Source organism: Propioniciclava sp. (assembly GCF_029977985.1).
Classification (GTDB): Bacteria; Actinomycetota; Actinomycetes; order Propionibacteriales; family Propionibacteriaceae; genus Propioniciclava.
On the sequence record NZ_JARKOT010000057.1, the window covers coordinates 1 to 17983 of the forward strand.

The 17983-nt window shown below is 70.5% G+C and carries 20 protein-coding genes; 16 read left to right on the forward strand and 4 right to left on the reverse strand.

Annotation, left to right across the window (positions count from 1 at the left end):
* The 6 genes from Q1K57_RS03460 to Q1K57_RS03485 form a co-directional block, all read left to right on the forward strand.
* Positions 1-277: hypothetical protein (locus Q1K57_RS03460; protein WP_300078991.1), on the forward strand; the 277-nt coding region annotated here is incomplete at its 5' end.
* 165 nt (positions 278-442) lie between these two features.
* Entirely contained in the window at positions 443-985 is a 543-nt protein-coding gene (locus Q1K57_RS03465; protein ID WP_300078992.1) for a YceD family protein, read from the forward strand.
* 41 nt (positions 986-1026) lie between these two features.
* On the forward strand, positions 1027-1218 hold the full coding sequence (gene rpmF, locus Q1K57_RS03470) for a 50S ribosomal protein L32 (protein ID WP_300078994.1): 192 nt from the start codon (positions 1027-1029) through the stop codon (positions 1216-1218).
* Complete coding sequence (rnc, locus tag Q1K57_RS03475) at positions 1215-1940, forward strand: ribonuclease III (protein ID WP_300078995.1); 726 nt, start codon at positions 1215-1217, stop codon at positions 1938-1940. Before rpmF ends, rnc begins: the two co-directional genes overlap by 4 nt.
* Positions 1941-1943: 3 nt before the next feature.
* A complete protein-coding gene (mutM, locus tag Q1K57_RS03480) occupies positions 1944-2792 on the forward strand; it encodes a bifunctional DNA-formamidopyrimidine glycosylase/DNA-(apurinic or apyrimidinic site) lyase (protein WP_300078996.1) in 849 nt (282 codons plus the stop codon).
* A gap of 57 nt (positions 2793-2849) precedes the next feature.
* Entirely contained in the window at positions 2850-3680 is an 831-nt protein-coding gene (locus Q1K57_RS03485; protein WP_300078997.1) for a hypothetical protein, read from the forward strand.
* A 209-nt stretch (positions 3681-3889) separates the two neighbouring features.
* On the opposite strand, the gene Q1K57_RS03490 is transcribed toward Q1K57_RS03485, so the two are convergent.
* Together Q1K57_RS03490 and Q1K57_RS03495 are read right to left on the reverse strand one after the other, a co-directional pair.
* The gene (locus Q1K57_RS03490; protein ID WP_300078998.1) at positions 3890-4453 is read right to left on the reverse strand and encodes a transglutaminase family protein; all 564 of its coding nucleotides are present in this window, start codon (positions 4451-4453) and stop codon (positions 3890-3892) included.
* Positions 4454-4602: 149 nt separating this feature from the next.
* Complete coding sequence (locus Q1K57_RS03495; RefSeq protein ID WP_300079001.1) at positions 4603-5166, reverse strand: TetR/AcrR family transcriptional regulator; 564 nt, start codon at positions 5164-5166, stop codon at positions 4603-4605.
* A 99-nt stretch (positions 5167-5265) separates the two neighbouring features.
* On the opposite strand from Q1K57_RS03495, the gene Q1K57_RS03500 reads away from it, so the two are divergent.
* The 8 genes from Q1K57_RS03500 to ffh all read left to right on the forward strand — a co-directional run bounded on the left by Q1K57_RS03500 (position 5266) and on the right by ffh (position 14976).
* The gene (locus tag Q1K57_RS03500) at positions 5266-6099 is read left to right on the forward strand and encodes an oxidoreductase (RefSeq protein WP_300079004.1); all 834 of its coding nucleotides are present in this window, start codon (positions 5266-5268) and stop codon (positions 6097-6099) included.
* A 48-nt stretch (positions 6100-6147) separates the two neighbouring features.
* Positions 6148-6294: a hypothetical protein gene (locus Q1K57_RS03505; protein WP_300079007.1), complete on the forward strand. Its 147-nt coding sequence runs from the start codon at positions 6148-6150 to the stop codon at positions 6292-6294.
* A 354-nt stretch (positions 6295-6648) separates the two neighbouring features.
* Positions 6649-7209 carry a GtrA family protein gene (locus tag Q1K57_RS03510; protein WP_300079010.1) on the forward strand — a complete coding sequence of 187 codons (561 nt, stop codon included), beginning with the start codon at positions 6649-6651 and terminating at the stop codon, positions 7207-7209.
* 9 nt (positions 7210-7218) lie between these two features.
* Complete coding sequence (gene smc, locus Q1K57_RS03515) at positions 7219-10782, forward strand: chromosome segregation protein SMC (RefSeq protein WP_300079013.1); 3564 nt, start codon at positions 7219-7221, stop codon at positions 10780-10782.
* Positions 10783-10881: 99 nt separating this feature from the next.
* Positions 10882-11562, forward strand: a complete 681-nt coding sequence (locus Q1K57_RS03520) for a hypothetical protein (RefSeq protein WP_300079015.1) — start codon at positions 10882-10884, stop codon at positions 11560-11562.
* 56 nt (positions 11563-11618) lie between these two features.
* Positions 11619-12776: a signal recognition particle-docking protein FtsY gene (gene ftsY, locus Q1K57_RS03525; RefSeq protein ID WP_300079017.1), complete on the forward strand. Its 1158-nt coding sequence runs from the start codon at positions 11619-11621 to the stop codon at positions 12774-12776.
* A gap of 1 nt (position 12777) precedes the next feature.
* Positions 12778-13293 carry a GNAT family N-acetyltransferase gene (locus Q1K57_RS03530; protein ID WP_300079019.1) on the forward strand — a complete coding sequence of 172 codons (516 nt, stop codon included), beginning with the start codon at positions 12778-12780 and terminating at the stop codon, positions 13291-13293.
* Between the two features lie 114 nt (positions 13294-13407).
* Positions 13408-14976 carry a signal recognition particle protein gene (gene ffh, locus Q1K57_RS03535; RefSeq protein ID WP_300079021.1) on the forward strand — a complete coding sequence of 523 codons (1569 nt, stop codon included), beginning with the start codon at positions 13408-13410 and terminating at the stop codon, positions 14974-14976.
* A 15-nt stretch (positions 14977-14991) separates the two neighbouring features.
* Here ffh and Q1K57_RS03540 read toward each other — a convergent pair whose 3' ends face one another.
* Together Q1K57_RS03540 and Q1K57_RS03545 are read right to left on the reverse strand one after the other, a co-directional pair.
* Positions 14992-15516 carry a gamma carbonic anhydrase family protein gene (locus tag Q1K57_RS03540; RefSeq protein ID WP_300079024.1) on the reverse strand — a complete coding sequence of 175 codons (525 nt, stop codon included), beginning with the start codon at positions 15514-15516 and terminating at the stop codon, positions 14992-14994.
* A 248-nt stretch (positions 15517-15764) separates the two neighbouring features.
* The gene (locus Q1K57_RS03545) at positions 15765-16994 is read right to left on the reverse strand and encodes an Nramp family divalent metal transporter (RefSeq protein ID WP_300079027.1); all 1230 of its coding nucleotides are present in this window, start codon (positions 16992-16994) and stop codon (positions 15765-15767) included.
* Between the two features lie 242 nt (positions 16995-17236).
* Here Q1K57_RS03545 and rpsP point away from each other — a divergent pair, with 242 nt between their 5' ends.
* Both rpsP and Q1K57_RS03555 read left to right on the forward strand, forming a co-directional pair.
* Entirely contained in the window at positions 17237-17701 is a 465-nt protein-coding gene (gene rpsP, locus Q1K57_RS03550) for a 30S ribosomal protein S16 (protein WP_300079030.1), read from the forward strand.
* A gap of 2 nt (positions 17702-17703) precedes the next feature.
* Positions 17704-17955, forward strand: a complete 252-nt coding sequence (locus Q1K57_RS03555) for an RNA-binding protein (protein ID WP_300079032.1) — start codon at positions 17704-17706, stop codon at positions 17953-17955.
* The last annotated feature ends 28 nt before the right edge of the window (positions 17956-17983 follow it).

Here is a 17983-nt window from a genome sequence, read left to right on the forward strand (position 1 = left end):
GCGCCAGGAGGCCGAGCAGATCCTGGCCGACGCCCGCGCCCGCGCGGAGGGGCTCGTCGCCGAGGAGGCCGTGCACGTCGAAGCCGCCGAGCGAGCCGAACGGTTGACGTCCGAGACCGAGTCCGAAGCCGAGGAGATCAAGCGCGAGGCCGACGCGTACGTCGATGCCCGCATCGCTGAGTTGGAGGCCGGCCTGTCCAAGACGATGAGCCAGATCCAGATCATGCGCGCCCGGCTCAGCGAGCGGTCGCACCTGGACGAGCGCTTCTCCAAGTGAGGTGATTCGGGCTCACTGGAAGACCCGGGCTGGTCTGCCGACCCGAAGCTTCCAGTGAGCGCCCACTCACTGCGAGCGGACGCCGTTTGGACGCCACGGCGTCCGACGGGTAGGGTTGTTCCTCGGTTATGACGCTGTCGTGCCCCCGGTGAAGGAGTTCTGATCATGACTCGCTCCATCGACCCTCGCTCCGTGCTCGTCTTCGACATTCGCGAATTCGGCCACCGCGCAGGCTCGGTCAAGGAGATCGTGACGGAGGTTCCCGCCCCCGAGGGGATCGGCAGCGACGTGATCGGAGTACCGACCGACTCTCCCATCGCGCTCGATCTGACGCTCGAGGGTGTGGGGGACGGGGTCCTGGCCACCGGAACCGCCGGCGTCCAGCTGCGCGGGGAGTGCGCTCGGTGCCTGACCGAGATCGAGGCTTCGGCCGAGGTCGACCTGCAGGAACTGTTCCTCTTCCCGGGCGTGGACGCCGACGATGCCGAGGCCAGCCGCGTCGAGAGCGAGATGATCGACCTCGAACCGCTGCTGCGGGACGCCGTGGTACTCGACCTGCCGTTCATCCCGCTGTGCCGGGAGGATTGCGCCGGGTTGTGCTCCGTCTGCGGGGTGAACCTGAACGACGATCCCGACCACAGCCACGGTGAGGCCACCGATCCCCGGTGGGCCGAGCTGGTGAACTGGACGACCGGCGCCGACCAGTGACCGACCCCGGCCGGGGCCGATCGAGACCTGAGGAGTAAGACGTGGCTGTTCCGAAGCGGAGGATGTCCCGCAGCAACACGCGCGCCCGCCGTGCGCAGTGGAAGACGTCGGCGCCCACGCTGGTGACCTGCGCCAACGCCGCGTGCCGCGCGAAGCACCTGCCCCACACCGCGTGCCCGAGCTGCGGTCAGTACGGGCCGCGCAGCGCCCGCCGGCAGGTCGTCGAGCCGTGAGCTCCGCGACGCCTCGCCGCGTCGCTGACCTGATCCGCGAGCTGGGGATCCCCATCGATCCCCAGCTCCTCCAGCTTGCCCTCACCCATCGGTCGTGGGCCTACGAGCACGGTGGTGCGCCACACAACGAGCGCCTCGAGTTCCTCGGGGATGCCGTGCTCGGGGTCGTGGTGACCGAGCACCTCTTCAACCTCTACCCCGACGACGCTGAGGGCCTGCTCGCCAAGAAGCGCGCCGCCGTCGTCAACACCTACGCCCTCGCCGATGTCGCCCGTGAGCTCAACCTCGGCGCCGACCTCCGGCTCGGGCGCGGGGAAACGACCACCGGCGGAGCCGACAAGGACTCCATCCTCGCCGACGCCACCGAGGCCGTCATCGCCGCCGTGTTCCTGTCGGCCGGGCGCGACGCCGCCGAGCGTTTCGTCCACGCGCTGATGGATCCGCTGGTCGCCCGCGCCACCGCCGCCGGCGTCACCATGGACTGGAAGACCGCCCTGCAGGAGCTCTGCTCCGAGCGCGACCTGCCCACCCCGCGGTACGCCCACGTGGCCTCCGGACCCGACCACGACAAGCGCTTCGAGGCCACCGCCGTCGTCGGCGAGACCACGTTCCCGCCGGCGTCCGCACGCTCGAAGAAGCTGGCCGAGCAGGGTGCGGCCGAGCAGGCGCACGCCGCGCTGCTCGCCGCGTTCGCCGTGACGGACGCCGCCCCCGCGAGCTGAGCCGTGCCCGAGCTCCCCGAGGTCGAGACAGTTCGGTCCGGCCTGGAACCGATCATCACCGGACGCCGCATCGACGGCGTCACCGTCCTGCACCCGCGGCCGGTCCGTCGGCACGAGGCGGGTCCGGACGCCTTCGCCGCCGCTCTCGCGGGCCGCACGTTCGGCGTCCCGCGGCGGCGCGGCAAGTACCTCTGGCTGCCCCTCGACGACGGGGACGCCGTGCTGGCGCACCTGGGCATGAGCGGCCAGTTCCGCATCAACGCCCCCGCCGACCCGCTGCAGAAGCATGCGCGCGTCCTGGTCGACCTCGACGGTGCGACGCAGGTGCGGTTCGTGGACCAGCGAATGTTCGGCGGGCTGTCGCTGTCGGTGGGCGGTGCGGAACTGCCCCCCGAGATCGCCCACATCGCCCGCGATCTGTTCGCCCCGGAGCTTGATTTGGACGCCCTGGTCGCCCGGGTGGGGCGGTCACGCTCGGGCATCAAGCGCGTGCTGCTCCACCAGTCGATCGTGTCGGGCATCGGCAACATCTACGCCGACGAGGCGCTCTGGCGGGCGCAGGTCCACGCCGAGACGCCCGCCGACGAACTGGGCAGCGACGTGACGCGCGGCGTCCTGCTGGCGGCGCACGCCGTCATGACCAGCGCTCTCGCGCAGGGCGGCAGCTCCTTCGACGCGCTGTACGTGAACGTCAACGGGGAGTCGGGTTACTTCGACCGGTCCTTGGATGCCTACGGCCGGGAAGGCCTTCCCTGCAAGCGATGTGGGACGCCGATCATCCGTGAGCAGTTCATGAACCGCTCGTCGTTCTTCTGCCCGCGTTGCCAGCGCCGACCCCGGGCGACCTCGTAGCCAGGACCAGCATTCCGCGACCCATCCAGTCATGTCGATGGGCGTAGCGTTGAATGCGTGCGGGTGCTGTTGACCGAGAGCGCGAGCCTCACATGTCGCGAGACGCTGACGGTCCTCGGTCGCGCTGGCATTCGGGCCGCTGTGGTGAGCTCGGGGCCGTGGACCATTGGCCACTTCAGCCGTTGGCGCGCGCACGGTGTCCAACTTCCGGCACCTTCGGTCGACCCCGCCGGCTACCTGCGTGGTCTCGGACGGCTCGGTGATCGCTATGACGTCGTGCTGCCCACCCACGAGCAGGCATGGTTGATCGCGACGGGCCGCCATCTGCTACCAGAACAGTTTCCGGTCGCCGTCGCTGACGTCGCGGCGTTCGACCGGGTGCAGAGCAAGGTCGCCTTCGCGCAACTCCTCGATCGGCTCGGGCTGCCGCAGCCGTCGTGGTGGACACCTGCCCACCTTCCCGCGACAGCACCGCAGCGATTGTGGGTGAAGGCGGCGTTCAGCACGGCAGGCCGCGGCGTGCACCGAACCCAGTCGCACCGGGAAGCCAGGCGGGTGGCTGCCGCGATCCAAGCGACGGGGACGCCTGTCATGAGTCGAGTCCAGCAGAGTGGTGTACGACACGGTTCAGATCACCGGGTCGTAAACCACTCTGCTGGGCACAACACCGGGGAAGAGAGCGGCCCCCTCGCCATCCCGCCCGGCACGTACCGGGTGCGCGTCAATGCGCGGGGGCGCGACGCCGGCCGGGACGGTGAGTTCGCCGACGCACCCTGTGACTGGTACTTGATCGAGTTGTGGCCAGCGCCCCCGGGGTTGGATGCCATCCTCCGGACGGGGAGTGCCGACGCAAACTATTGGCACGCCGGAGTGGGGTCGCGCCGCTGACGCACGCTCCGCCGGGCAGGGGACGCGCGGCGTCCGGCCGGGGAACGGTTGGGTGTGACACACCCCGACGCGGGGGACTCGACGACGCAGGATTCTGAAAGAAGTCCGGGGACTTCGATAGGGGTGTGGACGCGTACGGCCAGAGAGAGCCGCAGGGTGCCAAGCCCCCAGCCGGCCGACGTCGACAAGCGGCAGTCCACCCGCAGGGTTCAGAACCCGACCAACTCTGAGGGCAGGCCGCCCAACTGGAGACTCAGGACGTTGTCAGCGCCGCGCAGGGCGACAAGGACAGCTGGGGCTGGGTCCACCGCGAGGCGTGCGTAGTCGACTTCGCCGGCCGAAGGGTCGACAGTGAAGGCAAGCTGCTCGTGCCCAAGGGAGAACTGAGCGTTCACGCCGGGCTTGTTGCCTCGGGGATCCAGGCGGTGCCACGCGCCGCCGAGATGGACGGCCATCAGGCCGCGGACGACGTGGCCGGCGACTGCGTCGGCGAGCCGCTGGTAGCAGAGGCCGGCTGGCACGCCTTGTGATCGGAGGACGGCAGCCAGTAGGTGGGCCTTGGCGTAGCACAGGCCGACGCCTTCGTGCAGCGTTTGGCTGGCCGAGACGGTCACCCGAGGGTCCTGAACGTCGAAGGAGTGGCCGATACGGTCGCGGACCCATTCGAACGCGGCCCGCGCGAAGTCGGAGACCTCCGGGTTCGTCGCCCGCAAGGTCGCCCCGAGGGCCACCACCTCAGGGTGGTCGGCGTCGACGACGTCGCCGGCGTCCACGTAGTGGCGCGGGTCCTCGGCGAGCAGTTCCTGCGGCGCAGATTACGGTACGAGTTGTAAGACCTCAGGGGCGCAAGTCGCCCCGGAGCGGACGCCCGTGGTGGGCGTCAGTTCACGAACCGCCGCTCCGCGTCCTGGTCGTGACCGGTTCACTGACCCGTCCTGATGCCGGGCAGCACCAACTGGAGCCACCGCTGCCGAACCGCGGCCGGTTGGTCCGTGGGCGCAGTTGCCATGAGCAGGTAGATGTCGGCGACAGACACGCTGCCCCTGATCGTGCCGGCGTCCTGACCCCTGCGGATCAGTTCGCCCACGGCGGCCGAGGCTCGCGCTTCGTCCGGCTGTTCAGCGGGACCCTCGACCCCGAGGCTCCGCGCGGCCACCTTCACCGCTTGGTTGTGGGCGATGGCCTCGGTCGTCCGATCCAGAAATCCCGCCAACTCGTCGATCGCGGGGGCTCCGCCGCGCGCGCGGGCAAGGGACGCTTCAGCGTCTTCGGCAACCTCGCCGACATGTTCCGCGATCACCGCGGACACGAGGTCGGCCTTGGTCGGGAAGTGTCGATAGAGGGTGCCGACGGCAACTCCGGCGGCCTGGGCGATGTCGTCCATGCCGGCGGCTGAACCGTGGGAGCCCATCTGTTCCCTGGCCGCCTCCAGGATCCTGCGCCGGTTACGGACGGCGTCGGCGCGGCTCGGCCGGTTGTGGCTCATCGGTGCCCCCTGGCGAAGCGGTGGTCGTCTTGCATCTTACGTGAACCATAGTTCATGATAATGGTGAACGCACACTCACTTTATCTTTGGAGACCACGCATGACCACCAGAGTTGCCCTCGTCACCGGAGCCTCCTCGGGCATCGGCGAAGCTACTGCCGCCAAGCTGGCGAGCATCGGCTACACCGTCTACGGAGCGGCGCGCCGCACCGATCGTTTGCAAGGGCTCGCGGCCGAGGGCATCCTTCCGCTGGGCATGGACGTGACCGACGAGGAGTCGATGAAGGCCGGCGTGGCGCGGATCATGGCCGAGGCGGGCCGCATCGACGTCCTCGTCAACAACGCCGGGTACGGCTCGTACGGCGCCATCGAGGACGTCCCGATCGACGAGGGTCGACGTCAGTTCGAGGTCAACGTGTTCGGGGCCATGAACCTCGCCCAGCTGGTGCTGCCCCACATGCGGGCGCAGAAGTCGGGCACGATCGTCAACATCACCTCGATGGGCGGCAAGATCTACACCCCGCTCGGCGGCTGGTATCACGGCACGAAGTTCGCGCTCGAGGCGCTCAGTGACTGCCTGCGGCTCGAAGTGGCGCCGTTCGGCATCAACGTGGTCGTCATCGCGCCGGGCGGGATCGCCACCGAGTGGGGCGGCATCGCTGCGGCCAACCTCGAGAAGACGTCGGGACACGGTCCCTACAAGGCGCAGGCCGACGCCGTCGCCGCATCACTGCGCTCGGAGGCGAACGCGAGTCGCAACTCGCCGCCCTCGGTCATCTCCGAGGCGATCGCCCAGGCCGTGACTGCGCGCCGGCCTAAGACCCGGTATGCCGTGGGCTTCGGCGCGAGGCCGCTCATCGCTGCCCGCGGGCTGCTCTCCGACAAGAAGTTCGACGCCCTCATCTCGCGGGCAACGGGGCTGCCGCGCACGTGAGTGGACGGGCTCGTGCGCGAGAGTGGACGGACTCCAGTGGCGTCGGTCATGGAGTTCGAGCCGCGACGGTGGTGGGCGGGCCCGCTCGATGTCGAGCAGCTGGCGTGGTCCTCAGTCCGGGCTGCGCGGGACGCCGCCCAGGCCGTCGCGGCGTCACGGGGCATGCCCGGGTCGGTGGGCGTCAGCCGCGTTTGATCGCGGGCGCCGCCGGCGCCCGCTGAGGTCCCGGCGTCGCTGGACCCGCACACCGTCGCCCGGCCTTCCCCCACGGATCGCTCATGGTGCCGCCCCCACCCCTGACCGTGGACGGCGCCACCATCGAGCGGCCCGTGGGCGGGTATGGGCAGGCGCGCCTCGCCTGGCTGCCCGAGGCATCCTGATTTCGGCGGGGTCGATGGGGGTGATACGCAAAACTGACACGCTTCATCTCGATCGACCCCGCTGAGATCAGAAATACTCGCGGCCCGAGGGGAGCGGCCGACGCCCGCGCCTGCGCGCAGGCGAGTGGTCCACCCCAACGGGGCGCGATCCCGCTAGGATTCGGTCTTTGTGAGCACCCTGCGACGGCTGTACGACCGACATGGCAACAGCCTGCGCGAGTTCATCAAGTTCGGCCTGATCGGCGGCTCGGGCGTCGTCGTCAACCTGCTCGCGATCGGTCTGGCTCACAACGTGTTCTTCCACGGGTTCCAGCTCGCCGACGACTTCGCTGTCTGGAACATCCCGGGCACGCGGTGGAGCGTGCGGATGTACCACCTGTACGCGATCTTCGCATTCTTCGTGGCCAACACCTACAACTTCGTCCTGAACCGCTATTGGACGTTCAAGGGCGAGCGGGCGCCGTTCTTCAAGGAGTTCCTGCCGTTCATGACGGTCGGCCTGGTGGCCCAAGGCGTGGGCCTCATCATTCTCACGCTCCTGCGCAATCCGACGTCGCCGCTCTACTTGCCCGACCCGTTGTTCACCGAGAGCGGGCCGATCTGGACGAAGCGCCTCTACTGGGCGCAGCTGATCCAGGTCATCCTCGTCATGCCGATCAACTTCGTTGTGAACAAGCTCTGGACCTTCCGCGCGGTGCGGCGGCGGCACGAGGCGAAGCTCAGTTCGTAAGGTGATTGTGTGCACCTGAAGTCCCTGACGCTCCGCGGCTTCAAGTCGTTCGCGTCGGCGACGACATTGAACTTCGAGCCGGGCATCACCTGCGTGGTCGGCCCGAACGGCTCCGGCAAGTCCAACGTGGTCGATGCCCTCAGCTGGGTCATGGGTGAGCAGGGCGCGAAGACGCTCCGCGGCGGCAAGATGGAAGACGTCATCTTTGCCGGGACGGCGGGACGCGCTCCGCTCGGTCGCGCCGAAGTGAGCCTCACCATCGACAACACCGACGGCGCACTGCCCATCGAGTACACCGAGGTGACGATCAGTCGCACCATGTTCCGCTCCGGCGGCTCCGAGTACGCCATCAACGGCCACAGCGCCCGCCTCCTCGACGTGCAGGACCTCCTCAGCGACTCCGGCATCGGCCGCGAGATGCACGTGATCGTCGGGCAGGGCCAGCTGGACACGATCCTCCAGGCCACCCCCGAAATCCGCCGCGGCTTCATCGAGGAGGCCGCCGGCGTCCTGAAACACCGCAAACGCAAGGAGAAGGCGCTCCGCAAGCTCGACGCCACCCAGGCCAACCTCGATCGCCTGGCAGACCTGATCGGCGAGATCCGCCGCCAGCTGAAGCCCCTCGGCCGGCAGGCCGACGTGGCTCGCCGGGCGGCCGTCATCCAGGCCGAGTTGCGCGACGCCCGCGCCCGGCTCCTCGCCGACGACTACGTGCTCGCCACGTTGTCGTTGGAGTCCGACCTGGCCGCCGAGGCGGAGATCAAGGAGCGCCGCCTCGTCGTCGAGGGAGCCCTTGAACAGGCCCGGGCGGCCGAGACGGACGCCGAGGCGGCCGTCCGTGCCGCGGTGCCCGACCTGAACCGTGCCCAGGAGACCTGGTACGCCCTGGCCGCCCTGCGCGAGCGGGCGGCGTCCACCGGGTCGATCGCCGCCGAACGCGTCCGCAACGCTGCGAACATCGGCTTCGAGGAGCGTCGCGGCCGCGACCCGGAGGCGACCGAGGCCGAGGCGGCGCGCATCAAGGAGTCCGAGGACGAGCTGAACGCGGTGGTGGCGCAACGCGCCGCGACGCTGCGCGAGGCCACCGGCGAACGTGAGGCGCGCGAGGCCGAGCACGCCGCCGCCGAGAAGAACTACGCCGCCCAACTGCGCGCGATCGCCGACCGCCGCGAGGGACTGGCCCGGCTGGCCGGCGAGGTCAACACGTTGTCGTCGCGCGCCGAATCCGGTGAGGCCGAGGCCGGACGCCTCCGCGCGGCCGCCGAGGAGGCCCGCCGCCGCGCCGACGAGGCTCGCAAGCGCTTCACCCACCTCGAGACCGAGTTGGGCGGCGTCACCGAGGGCGAGGAAGACCTCGACGCCGCCCATGCCGCCGCCGAGGCAGCGCGCGAGGCGGCGGCGTCCGAGCTCGAGCGCCTGCGCGCCGACGAGCAGCGGCTCACCGCCGAGCGGGGCGCGCTCGCGGCCCGCGTCGACGGCCTCAAGGTCGGTCTCGACCGGGCGGACGCCTCGGGTGCGCTCCTCGCGGCCGGGGAGACACTGACGGGTGTGCTCGGCTCGGTGGCGGCGCTCGTGCAGGTGGAATCGGGGTACGAGGCGGCTGTCGCGGCGGCGCTGGGGCAGGCCGCCGAGGCGGTCGCGGTGCAGGACCTGAACGCCGCCGTGGCAGCGGTCACCCACCTCAAGACCGACGATCTGGGGCGGGCAGGACTGATCCTGGGTGGCGCCCCCGCTGAAGAGCCGATGACGTGGCCCGACCTGCCGAACGGCGTCCGTTATGCGATCGACACCGTGACGGCCGAACCCGCGTTGGACGGTGCCCTGACCGCCCTGCTGCGCAAGGTGGCCGTGGTGACCGACCTCGTGGAGGCGCGCACGCTGGTGGCCGCCCAGCCCGATGTCAGCGCCGTCACGCGGGACGGCGACCTGCTCAGCGCCTGGTTCGCCTCCGGCGGCTCATCGGCGAAACCGAGCCTCATCGAGGTGCAAGCCGCGATCGACGAGGCGAGTGAGCGTCTCTCGGGATTGACGGCGGACGTGGAGCGGGTGGTGTTCGCACGGTCGGCGGCATCGGCGCGCTTGGCCGACGCACAGGCGGCGAGCGAGTCGGCGCTGGCGCGCCTGCACGAATCGGACGCGCAGTACTCGGCCCTGGCCGAAGAGCTGGGCCGGCTCAACCAGACCGCCCGGGCGGCGCTGGCTGAGGCCGAGCGGCACGACGCGGCCCTGGCGCGGGCAGAGGAGTCGCGGGAGAGGAACGCAGCCGCACTCGCCGAACTGACCGACCGCCTCGAACGCGCCCGCGCGACCACCGAGGTGGCCGAGGCCGACCCGACCGAGCGCGACGCGTCCGCTTTGGCGGCGGCGAAGGCGCGTCAGGTCGAGATGGAAGCCCGGCTCGCGTTGCGGACCGACGAGGAGCGCGCTCGGTCCCTCAACGGCCGGGCCGACGCGCTGCTGCGGGCGGCGCAGGCCGAGAGGCAGGCCCGCGCGAAGGCAGCCGCACGCCGCGAGCAGTTGCGGAAGGAAGCCGAGGTGGCACGGGCGGCGTCCGTGGCCGTCGAGTACCTCCAGGGGCTGATCGCGGCGTCGGCCGAGTCGGCCGGACGAGCCCGCCGCGAGGCCGACGAGCGGCGCATCGAGGCGGACCGCCGCGTCGTGGACGCCCGCCAGCGCAGCCGCGACCTGGCGCGCGAGTTCGAGTCGCTGGTCGACACCGCGCACCGCGACGAACTGGCCCGCGCCGAGCAGCGCATGCGCGTGGAGGCGCTCGCCGAAAAGGCGCTCACCGAGCTGGGGCTGGAAGCCCAGGTGCTGGCCGAGGAGTACGGCCCCGACCAGATGGTGCCCGTGCTGACCCATGCCGACGGCCGGGCCATCGGCGACGACGAGGAGCGCCCGGCCGCGCGCCCGTTCGTGCGCGAGGAACAGGAGAAGCGCCTGCGCACCGCGCAGCGGAACCTCGACGTGCTCGGCCGCATCAACCCGCTCGCGCTGGAGGAGTTCGAGGCGATGAGCGAGCGGCACTCCTTCCTCGCCGAGCAGCTCGACGACCTGAAGCGCACGCGGCACGACCTGCTCGGCATCATCGCCGACCTGGACGCCCGCGTGGAGCAGGTGTTCGCCGAGGCCTACGCCGATGTGGAGGCGGCCTTCGAGCAGTCGTTCGCCCGGCTGTTCCCCGGGGGCGAGGGACGCCTCGTCCTCACGGACCCGGGGGAGTGGCTGACGACGGGCGTCGACGTGGAGGCGCGGCCGGCGGGCAAGAAGGTGAAGCGGCTCTCGCTGCTGTCCGGCGGGGAACGATCGCTGGTGGCCGTGGCCTTCCACGTGGCCCTGTTCAAGGCGAGGCCGAGTCCCTTCTACATCCTCGACGAGGTCGAGGCCGCGCTCGACGATGTCAACCTGGGCCGGCTGCTCGACATCTACGCCGAACTGCGCGACGACAGCCAACTACTCGTCATCACCCACCACAAACGCACCATGGAGATCGCCGACGCCCTCTACGGGGTCACGATGCGCGAGGACGGCGTCAGCTCCGTCATCAGCCAGCGCCTCCGGGAGGCGGTCTGATCGCCGGCTGACGGGTCGTTTGGCAACCCCCGGTCGCGCCTGTCGAGTGCGGCGTCGCGTTGCGGCATACTGGGCTGGTCCCAGGAGAGGTGGTGTCCCTTGCCCGCCGTTGTTTTCACGATGCTGGTCATCCTCGGCCTCGCCGCCGCGGTGATCGCCGTGGTCGTCATGGGTATGGAGGGCACCGGTCGCACCAAGCACCCCGAGATCGCCGACGCGATGGCGCGCACCGCCCGGCACCTGAACGGTGAGGGCCAGCCACCTCGGGGGCTGATGATGCTCTTCGACGAGGTGAACGAGGTGAGCGCCGTCGACCTCGACCCACGTAAGGTTTCCGGGCGGATCAAGGAGTCCCTCGCGAGCGCCCGGTCGGCCAGATCGGCCGCCTCTGCGGCGTCGGCCGACGTGCCCGAGGACGACACTGCCCTCACCGCGGACGTGGTGGACGAGGACGCTGCCGCGGTCGAGGCACGCGATGATCGCACCCACGCGGCGGCGGAAGCGCACGACTGGTCGGACGAGGGCGACGAGGTGGACGACCGGACCGTTCCGCAGGACCGGGTGCGGGCCTGGCTGGATTCCGACGCAGACGAGGACGGGGGCGACGACACGTGGCTGCCCGCTGAGATGCCGTCGGTGGACGGCCGAGACGCCGAGACGGCCGACGACATGGCCCGAGCCCTCGAGTCCGACCCGGCGGACGCCTTCGACGACCCCTACGGCGTGGTCGACGCCGAGGACGACGAAGTCGTACACGTGAATCTGTCCCGCAAGCAGTGAGGCGCGTCGGCTGACAGCCGCCGGGACGTGTCTGCCCCATCGCCTACGATGAGGCCGTGCCCGCACTCGACCCCACCATCTGGATCCTCCTCGGCGTCCTGCTCGTCGCGCTCGTCGGCCTCGGCGTCGGCCTGACCCTGCGCGCCCGCCGCCAGCGCGAGCTCGAGCGGCGCCGCGAGCCTGAACTCACGCCCACCGCGCCCGCGGCCGAGGATGAGGTCGCCGAGGGCGAGCTCGTGGAGGAGGGGCCAGGGGGCGTCCTCGTCGAGGAGCCGGCGCTCGAGGCGCCGGAGGCGTCCGGGACGCGGCTCGCACGACTGCGTCGCCGGCTCGCGAACTCGAACAATGCGCTGGCGCGGGCGCTCGGTGAGCTGCTCAGTTCGGACCGGTTGGACGCCGACGTCTGGGACGACTTCGAGGCGACCCTCATCGGCTCCGATCTGGGCGTCGGCCCCACGACCGAACTGGTCGAGAACCTGCGCAAGGACCTGGCCATCGACGGGGTGACCGATCCGGCGCGCGCCCGCGGCGTCCTGCACCGGGAACTGGTGAAACTGGCCGATCCGTCGCTCGACCGCACGTTCAAGGTCACGGGATCCGGGGGGCTGCCTGCGGTGGTGCTGGTGGTGGGCGTGAACGGCACGGGGAAGACGACCACGGTGGGCAAGCTGGCGCGCCTCCTCGTCGCGGAGGGGAAGACGGTGCTGTTGGGTGCCGCTGACACGTTCCGTGCGGCCGCGGCCGACCAGCTGCAGACGTGGGGTGACCGGGTCGGGGTCGACACGATCAGGGGCACCGAGGGGGCCGACCCGGCGTCGGTGGCGTTCGAGGCGGTCAACGCGGGGGTGGAGCGCGGGGTCGATGTCGTGCTCGTCGACACCGCTGGCCGGCTGCACAACAAGGCCAACCTGATGGACGAGCTGGGCAAGATCCGGCGCGTCATCGAGCGCCGGGCGCCGATCACGGAATCGCTGCTGCTGCTCGACGCGACGACCGGTCAGAACGGGCTCGTGCAGGCACGCGTTTTCAACGAGGTGACCGACATCACGGGCATCGTGTTGAGCAAGCTGGACGGTTCGGCGAAGGGGGGCATCGTCGTGCAGGTGCAACGTGAGCTGGGCGTGCCGGTGAAGTTCATCGGGCTCGGCGAGGGCGCCGACGACCTGGCCCCGTTCACCGCCGAGGGCTTCGTCGACGGGCTGCTGGGGGAGTGACGTGAGCGACGTGGTCGTCCGGCCGGCGCGCGCCGCCGACGTGGCCGAAATCAGCCGCATCTACAACCACGAGGTGGGCGCCAGCACCGCCAGTTGGGACACCGAGCCCGAGCCGCTCGCCAGGCGCGAGGCCTGGTTCGCCGCCCGCCAAGCCGCCGGGCATGCGGTGCTCGTCGCAGACAGGGGCGGGGACATCCTGGGCTACGCCTCCTACGGCCCGTTCCGCGAGAAGACCGGGTACGCCCGCACCATGGAACATTCGATCTACGTGGACGCCTCCGCCCGCCGGCTCGGCATCGGCGCCATGCTGTTGGGCTCGATCATCGAGGCGGCCCGCGCCGCCGGCGTCCATGCGCTTGTCGGCGGGCTGAGCGACGACAACGAGGTGTCCCTGCGGTTGCACGAGGCCTTCGGCTTCACGACCGTCGGCCGACTGCCTCAGGTGGGCATGAAGTTCGGCCGCTGGCTCGATCTGGTGTTCGTCGAACTGCTCCTGGACGACGCCGACACTCCCTGACGCACCGAGGCATCCGCCATCCGCCGTCGCCACCGCCGAGGGCGGGGACGGAGGGCGTCCCTCCACCCGGTAGGCTGGGCCAGTACGTTTCCCGCGCCGAACGAGAAGGCACGCATGTTCGACACCCTGCAAGACCGGCTCCAGGCGACCTTCCGCAATCTCCGCGGCAAGGGGCGCCTGAGCGAGGCCGACATCGACGCGACCGTCCGCGAGATCCGTCTCGCGCTGCTCGAGGCCGACGTCAACCTGGATGTCGTCAAGGAGTTCACGACCGCCGTCCGCGAGCAGGCTCGCGAAGCCGAGCTCAGCCAGGCGCTCAACCCGGCCCAGCAGATCATCAAGATCGTCAACGGCGAGCTCGTCGAGATTCTCGGCGGCCAGGCACGCCCGCTGCGCTTCGCGAAGACCCCTCCGACCGTCATCATGCTGGCCGGTCTCCAGGGCTCCGGCAAGACGACGCTCGCCGGCAAGCTCGGTCTATGGTTGCGTCAGCAGGGTCACACGCCGATGCTCGTCGCTGCCGACCTCCAACGCCCCAACGCCGTCAACCAGCTGCAGATCGTCGGCCAGCGCGCCGGCGTCCCCGTGTTCGCGCCCGAGCCGGGCAACGGTGTGGGCAATCCGGTCGAGGTGGCGCGGGCATCCATCGCCGAGGCCCGCCGCAAGCTGTACGACACCGTCATCATCGACACCGCCGGTCGCCTCGGCGTCGACGCCGAACTGATGCAGCAGGCCGCCGACATCCGGGACGCGACGAACCCGGACGAGATCTTGTTCGTCGTCGACGCGATGATCGGGCAGGACGCCGTCAACACGGCGAACGCATTCGCCGAGGGCGTGGGCTTCGACGGCGTGGTTCTGTCCAAGCTCGACGGCGACGCCCGCGGCGGTGCGGCGCTCTCGATCGCGAAGGTCACCGGCAAGCCCATCATGTTCGCCTCCAACGGCGAGGCGCTGGCCGACTTCGACCTCTTCCATCCCGACCGGATGGCCAGCCGCATCCTCGACATGGGCGACCTGCTCACCCTCATCGAGCAGGCCGAGCGCACCTTCGACGTCGAGCAGTCCCGCAAGGCCGCGGACAAGCTGATGGCGGGCGGCCAGTTCGGCCTCGACGACTTCCTGCAGCAGATGCAGGCCGTCCGCAAGATGGGGCCGATGAGCAAGATCCTGGGCATGATGCCCGGGATGGGTCAGATGAAGGACGCCATCGCTGATATCGACGAGCGTGAGATCGACCGCATCGAGGCCATCATCTACTCGATGACGCCCGCCGAGCGCGCCAACCCCGAGATCCTGAACGGGTCTCGCCGCGCCCGCATCGCGAAGGGATCGGGCACGTCCGTCACCGACGTGAACGGCCTCGTCAACCGCTTCATGGAGACGCGGAAGATGATGAAGCAGCTGGGCCAGGGTGGCGGTCTGCCCGGCATGCCGGGGATGCCGGGCATGCCGGGGGCGCGGCGTCCGGCCAAGCAGCAGCCGAAGGCGAAGAAGAAGGGCGTGAAGGGCGTGTCCGGAAACCCTGCTAAGCGGACCGGCGTCGAGCAGGCCGCGGCGTCGGTGCCGGCGGGCTCAGCGTTCGGGGCACCCCAGTCGGAGGCCGACATGGCCAAGGCGATGGCCGACTTCCAGTTGCCGCCCGAACTTCAGAAGATGTTCAACCAGCAGAACCGGGGCTGATCGCCGCCCCATGGGTCAGGTCTCCAGCGCCTTACCGGACGCCCGGTACTGTTCGGCCCGCTCGACGTAGCGGTGCGCATTGGACGCCACTGCGTCCACCTCGTCCTCGGTCAGTGTGCGGCGCACCTTCCCGGGAACACCGACCACCAGTGACCGGGGCGGAATCTCCACACCGGGGGAGACGAGGGCGCCGGCGGCGATGAGGGTGTCCGAGCCGACGGTCGCGCCATTCATGATGGTGGCCCCCATACCGACCAGGACCCGGTCTCCGATGGTGCAGCCGTGCACGACCGCGCCGTGGCCGATGGAGACGTCGGCGCCGATCGAGGCGGGGAACCCTGGGTCGGCATGGATGACCGCGTTGTCCTGAAGGTTGCTGCCTGCGCCCAGGCTGATGGCGCCGCCGTCGCCCCGGGCGACCGCCCCGAACCACACGCTGGCGCCCGCGGCAATGCTCACGTCGCCGATGATGCTGGCGGTGGGTGCCACGAAGGCCCCGTCGTCCACGTTGGGCCGTTGTCCGTCGATCTCATAGAGCATGGCGCCCACCGTAGGTTTCCCCATCGTGTCTGTCGAGGTGGAGGGGGCGCGGTTGCGGCCACGTTCACCGCCAACGGGCCGGCAGGGGCGGCGCGCGCTCGGTGGGAACTCAGGCGGCAGCCCGCGTCGTGGGCTGGCCGCGCCGACCGCTCGTAGACCGCATGTAGACCGCTCGTAGACCTCACGTAGACCGCTCGTAGACCGCACGAGGCGGCAGTGCTCTGACCGACACCGGTGGGGGACAGCGATCAGAGGGTGGCCAGGGTGACCAGGTTCAGCGCCACGATGACCGCGGCGAGCGTCCAGAGGGCGACCCGCATAGCCGGCCGGTCGACGTAGCGACCCATGACGGCACTGCTGCCGGTGAGCAGAGCGAGCGGGACGAGCGCCAACGCAATGCCGAAGCTCAAGACCGCCTGGCTCACCACGAGCACCTCGGTGGGGGAGATACCGGTGAGCAGCAGCGCCACGGCCGGCCCCACGGTGAGAGCCCGGCGCACCATCGGCGAGAGGCGCAGTGGCACCAGCTCGTTCAGGACCCGCGCCCCGGCGTGGGTGCCCACGACGGCCGAGCCGATGCCCGAAGCGAGCAGGCCGATCCCGAAGACGGACGCCGCCGCCCCACCCCACCGTTCGCCCAAGGCCAGGTGCGTGGCCTCGACGGGATCCCCGACCGAACCGCCCAGAAGCGCCGCCCCGAGCAGCAGCATGGCCACGTTCAAGCTGCCCGCCAGCAGCAGGGCCAACCCCACGTCGAGTTTCTGGGCTCCCAGCAGGCGCTCCAGCGGCGCCTCGAGGTAGCCGCGCGGCCGGTGCCGGTCGATGGCCAGCTGTGCGTGCAGGTAGATCGCGTGCGGCATCACGGTCGCCCCCAGCATGGCCGCTATCAACGGCCACGCTGCGGCGCCAGGCACAACCGGCACCAGCCCTGACGCCGTCCCGGCCCAGTCCGGCCGCGCGGCGGCCAAAGCGGCGTAGAACCCGAGCACCACGACCACCAGCAGCGCGACCACGACGGCCTCGAATGCCCGCTCGCCCCGCCTCCGCAGCGACCCGAGCAGCCCGATCGTCACCACGCCCGTGATCAGGCCTCCGAGCCACAGCGGCGTGCCGAACAGCAGGGAGAGGCCCAGCGCGCCGCCGACGACCTCCGCGAGGTCGGTGGCGAGCGCCATGACGAACGCCTGCCCGCCGTAGGCCCAGCGCGCGATCGTGGTTCCGCGGCGTCCGGACAACTCCTCGGTGACCAAGGCTGTCAGCGACCGTCCCGTCACCAGGCCGAGTTTCGCCGACTGGTATTGCAGCAGCGCCGCCATCGCGCTGGCTGCGACGAGCACCCACACCAGCGCATGCCCGTAGGCCTGGCCGGCGCTCAGGTTGGCGCCCACGTTGCCCGGGTCCACGTAGGCGAGTGCGGCGACGAACGCGGGCCCGAGCAGGGCGAGCAGTGAGCCTCGCGGGCGCCGTGGCTGACGCATCGTCCTCCTCGCAGGTGGGCCGGTCGGGGCGGAGTGAGGCGAATGTACCCCGCGGCGTCCAGTTGGCCGGGCGGGCCCAACCTCTGGCACAATGGCCGGTGCGTTGTGCCCGTTCGCGCCCTCTCACCGCGGCCGGTCACGTCCACGAAGCGCTTCGCGCCGGCGGCCCACACCGGAGGAGCGTCTCACCCGATTCCGTCCCCGCGCGTGCGGGGACTAGTTCTGTAGGAGAAACCACACCCGTGGCTGTCAAGATTCGCCTCAAGCGGATGGGCAAGATCCGCACCCCGCAGTACCGCATCGTCGTCATGGACTCCCGCACCAAGCGCGACGGCCGTGCGATCGAGGAGATCGGCATTTACCAGCCGAAGAACGATCCCTCGGTCATCACGGTCAACTCCGAGCGCGCGCAGTACTGGCTGGGCGTCGGCGCGCAGCCGTCCGACACCGTCAAGGAGATCCTCAAGCTCTCCGGTGACTGGCAGAAGTTCTCGGGCGAGAAGGCGCCCTCCGGCATCAAGCCGCAGCCGGAGAAGGCCGACAAGCTGGCCTTGTTCAATGCCGCTCTCGCCGAGTCCGACGACGAGCCGGCTGCTGGCGCGATCACGAGCCGGCGCAAGAAGGCCGAGGACGCCGAGGCCGAGGCTCCCGCCGAGGTCGAGGACGCCGCCGCCAACGAGCCCGCCGAGACCGCCGACGAGGCGTGAGCGTGCTCACCGACGCGCTGGAGCACCTGGTGAGGGGGCTCGTCACCCATCCGGACGAAGTGGTGGTCAACGACCTCGACCGGCGTCGCGTCCGGACGCTCGAGGTCCTCGTCAACCCCGAGGACATCGGCAAGGTCATCGGCCGTCAGGGCCGCACGGCGCAGGCGCTGCGCACCGTCATCGGTGCGCTGGCCGGCCGGGAGCAGGTCCGCGTCGACTTCGTCGACGTCGACCGCCGCCCCCGCCGCCGCTGACCGCGAACCATCACGTCGGGGGGGGGCC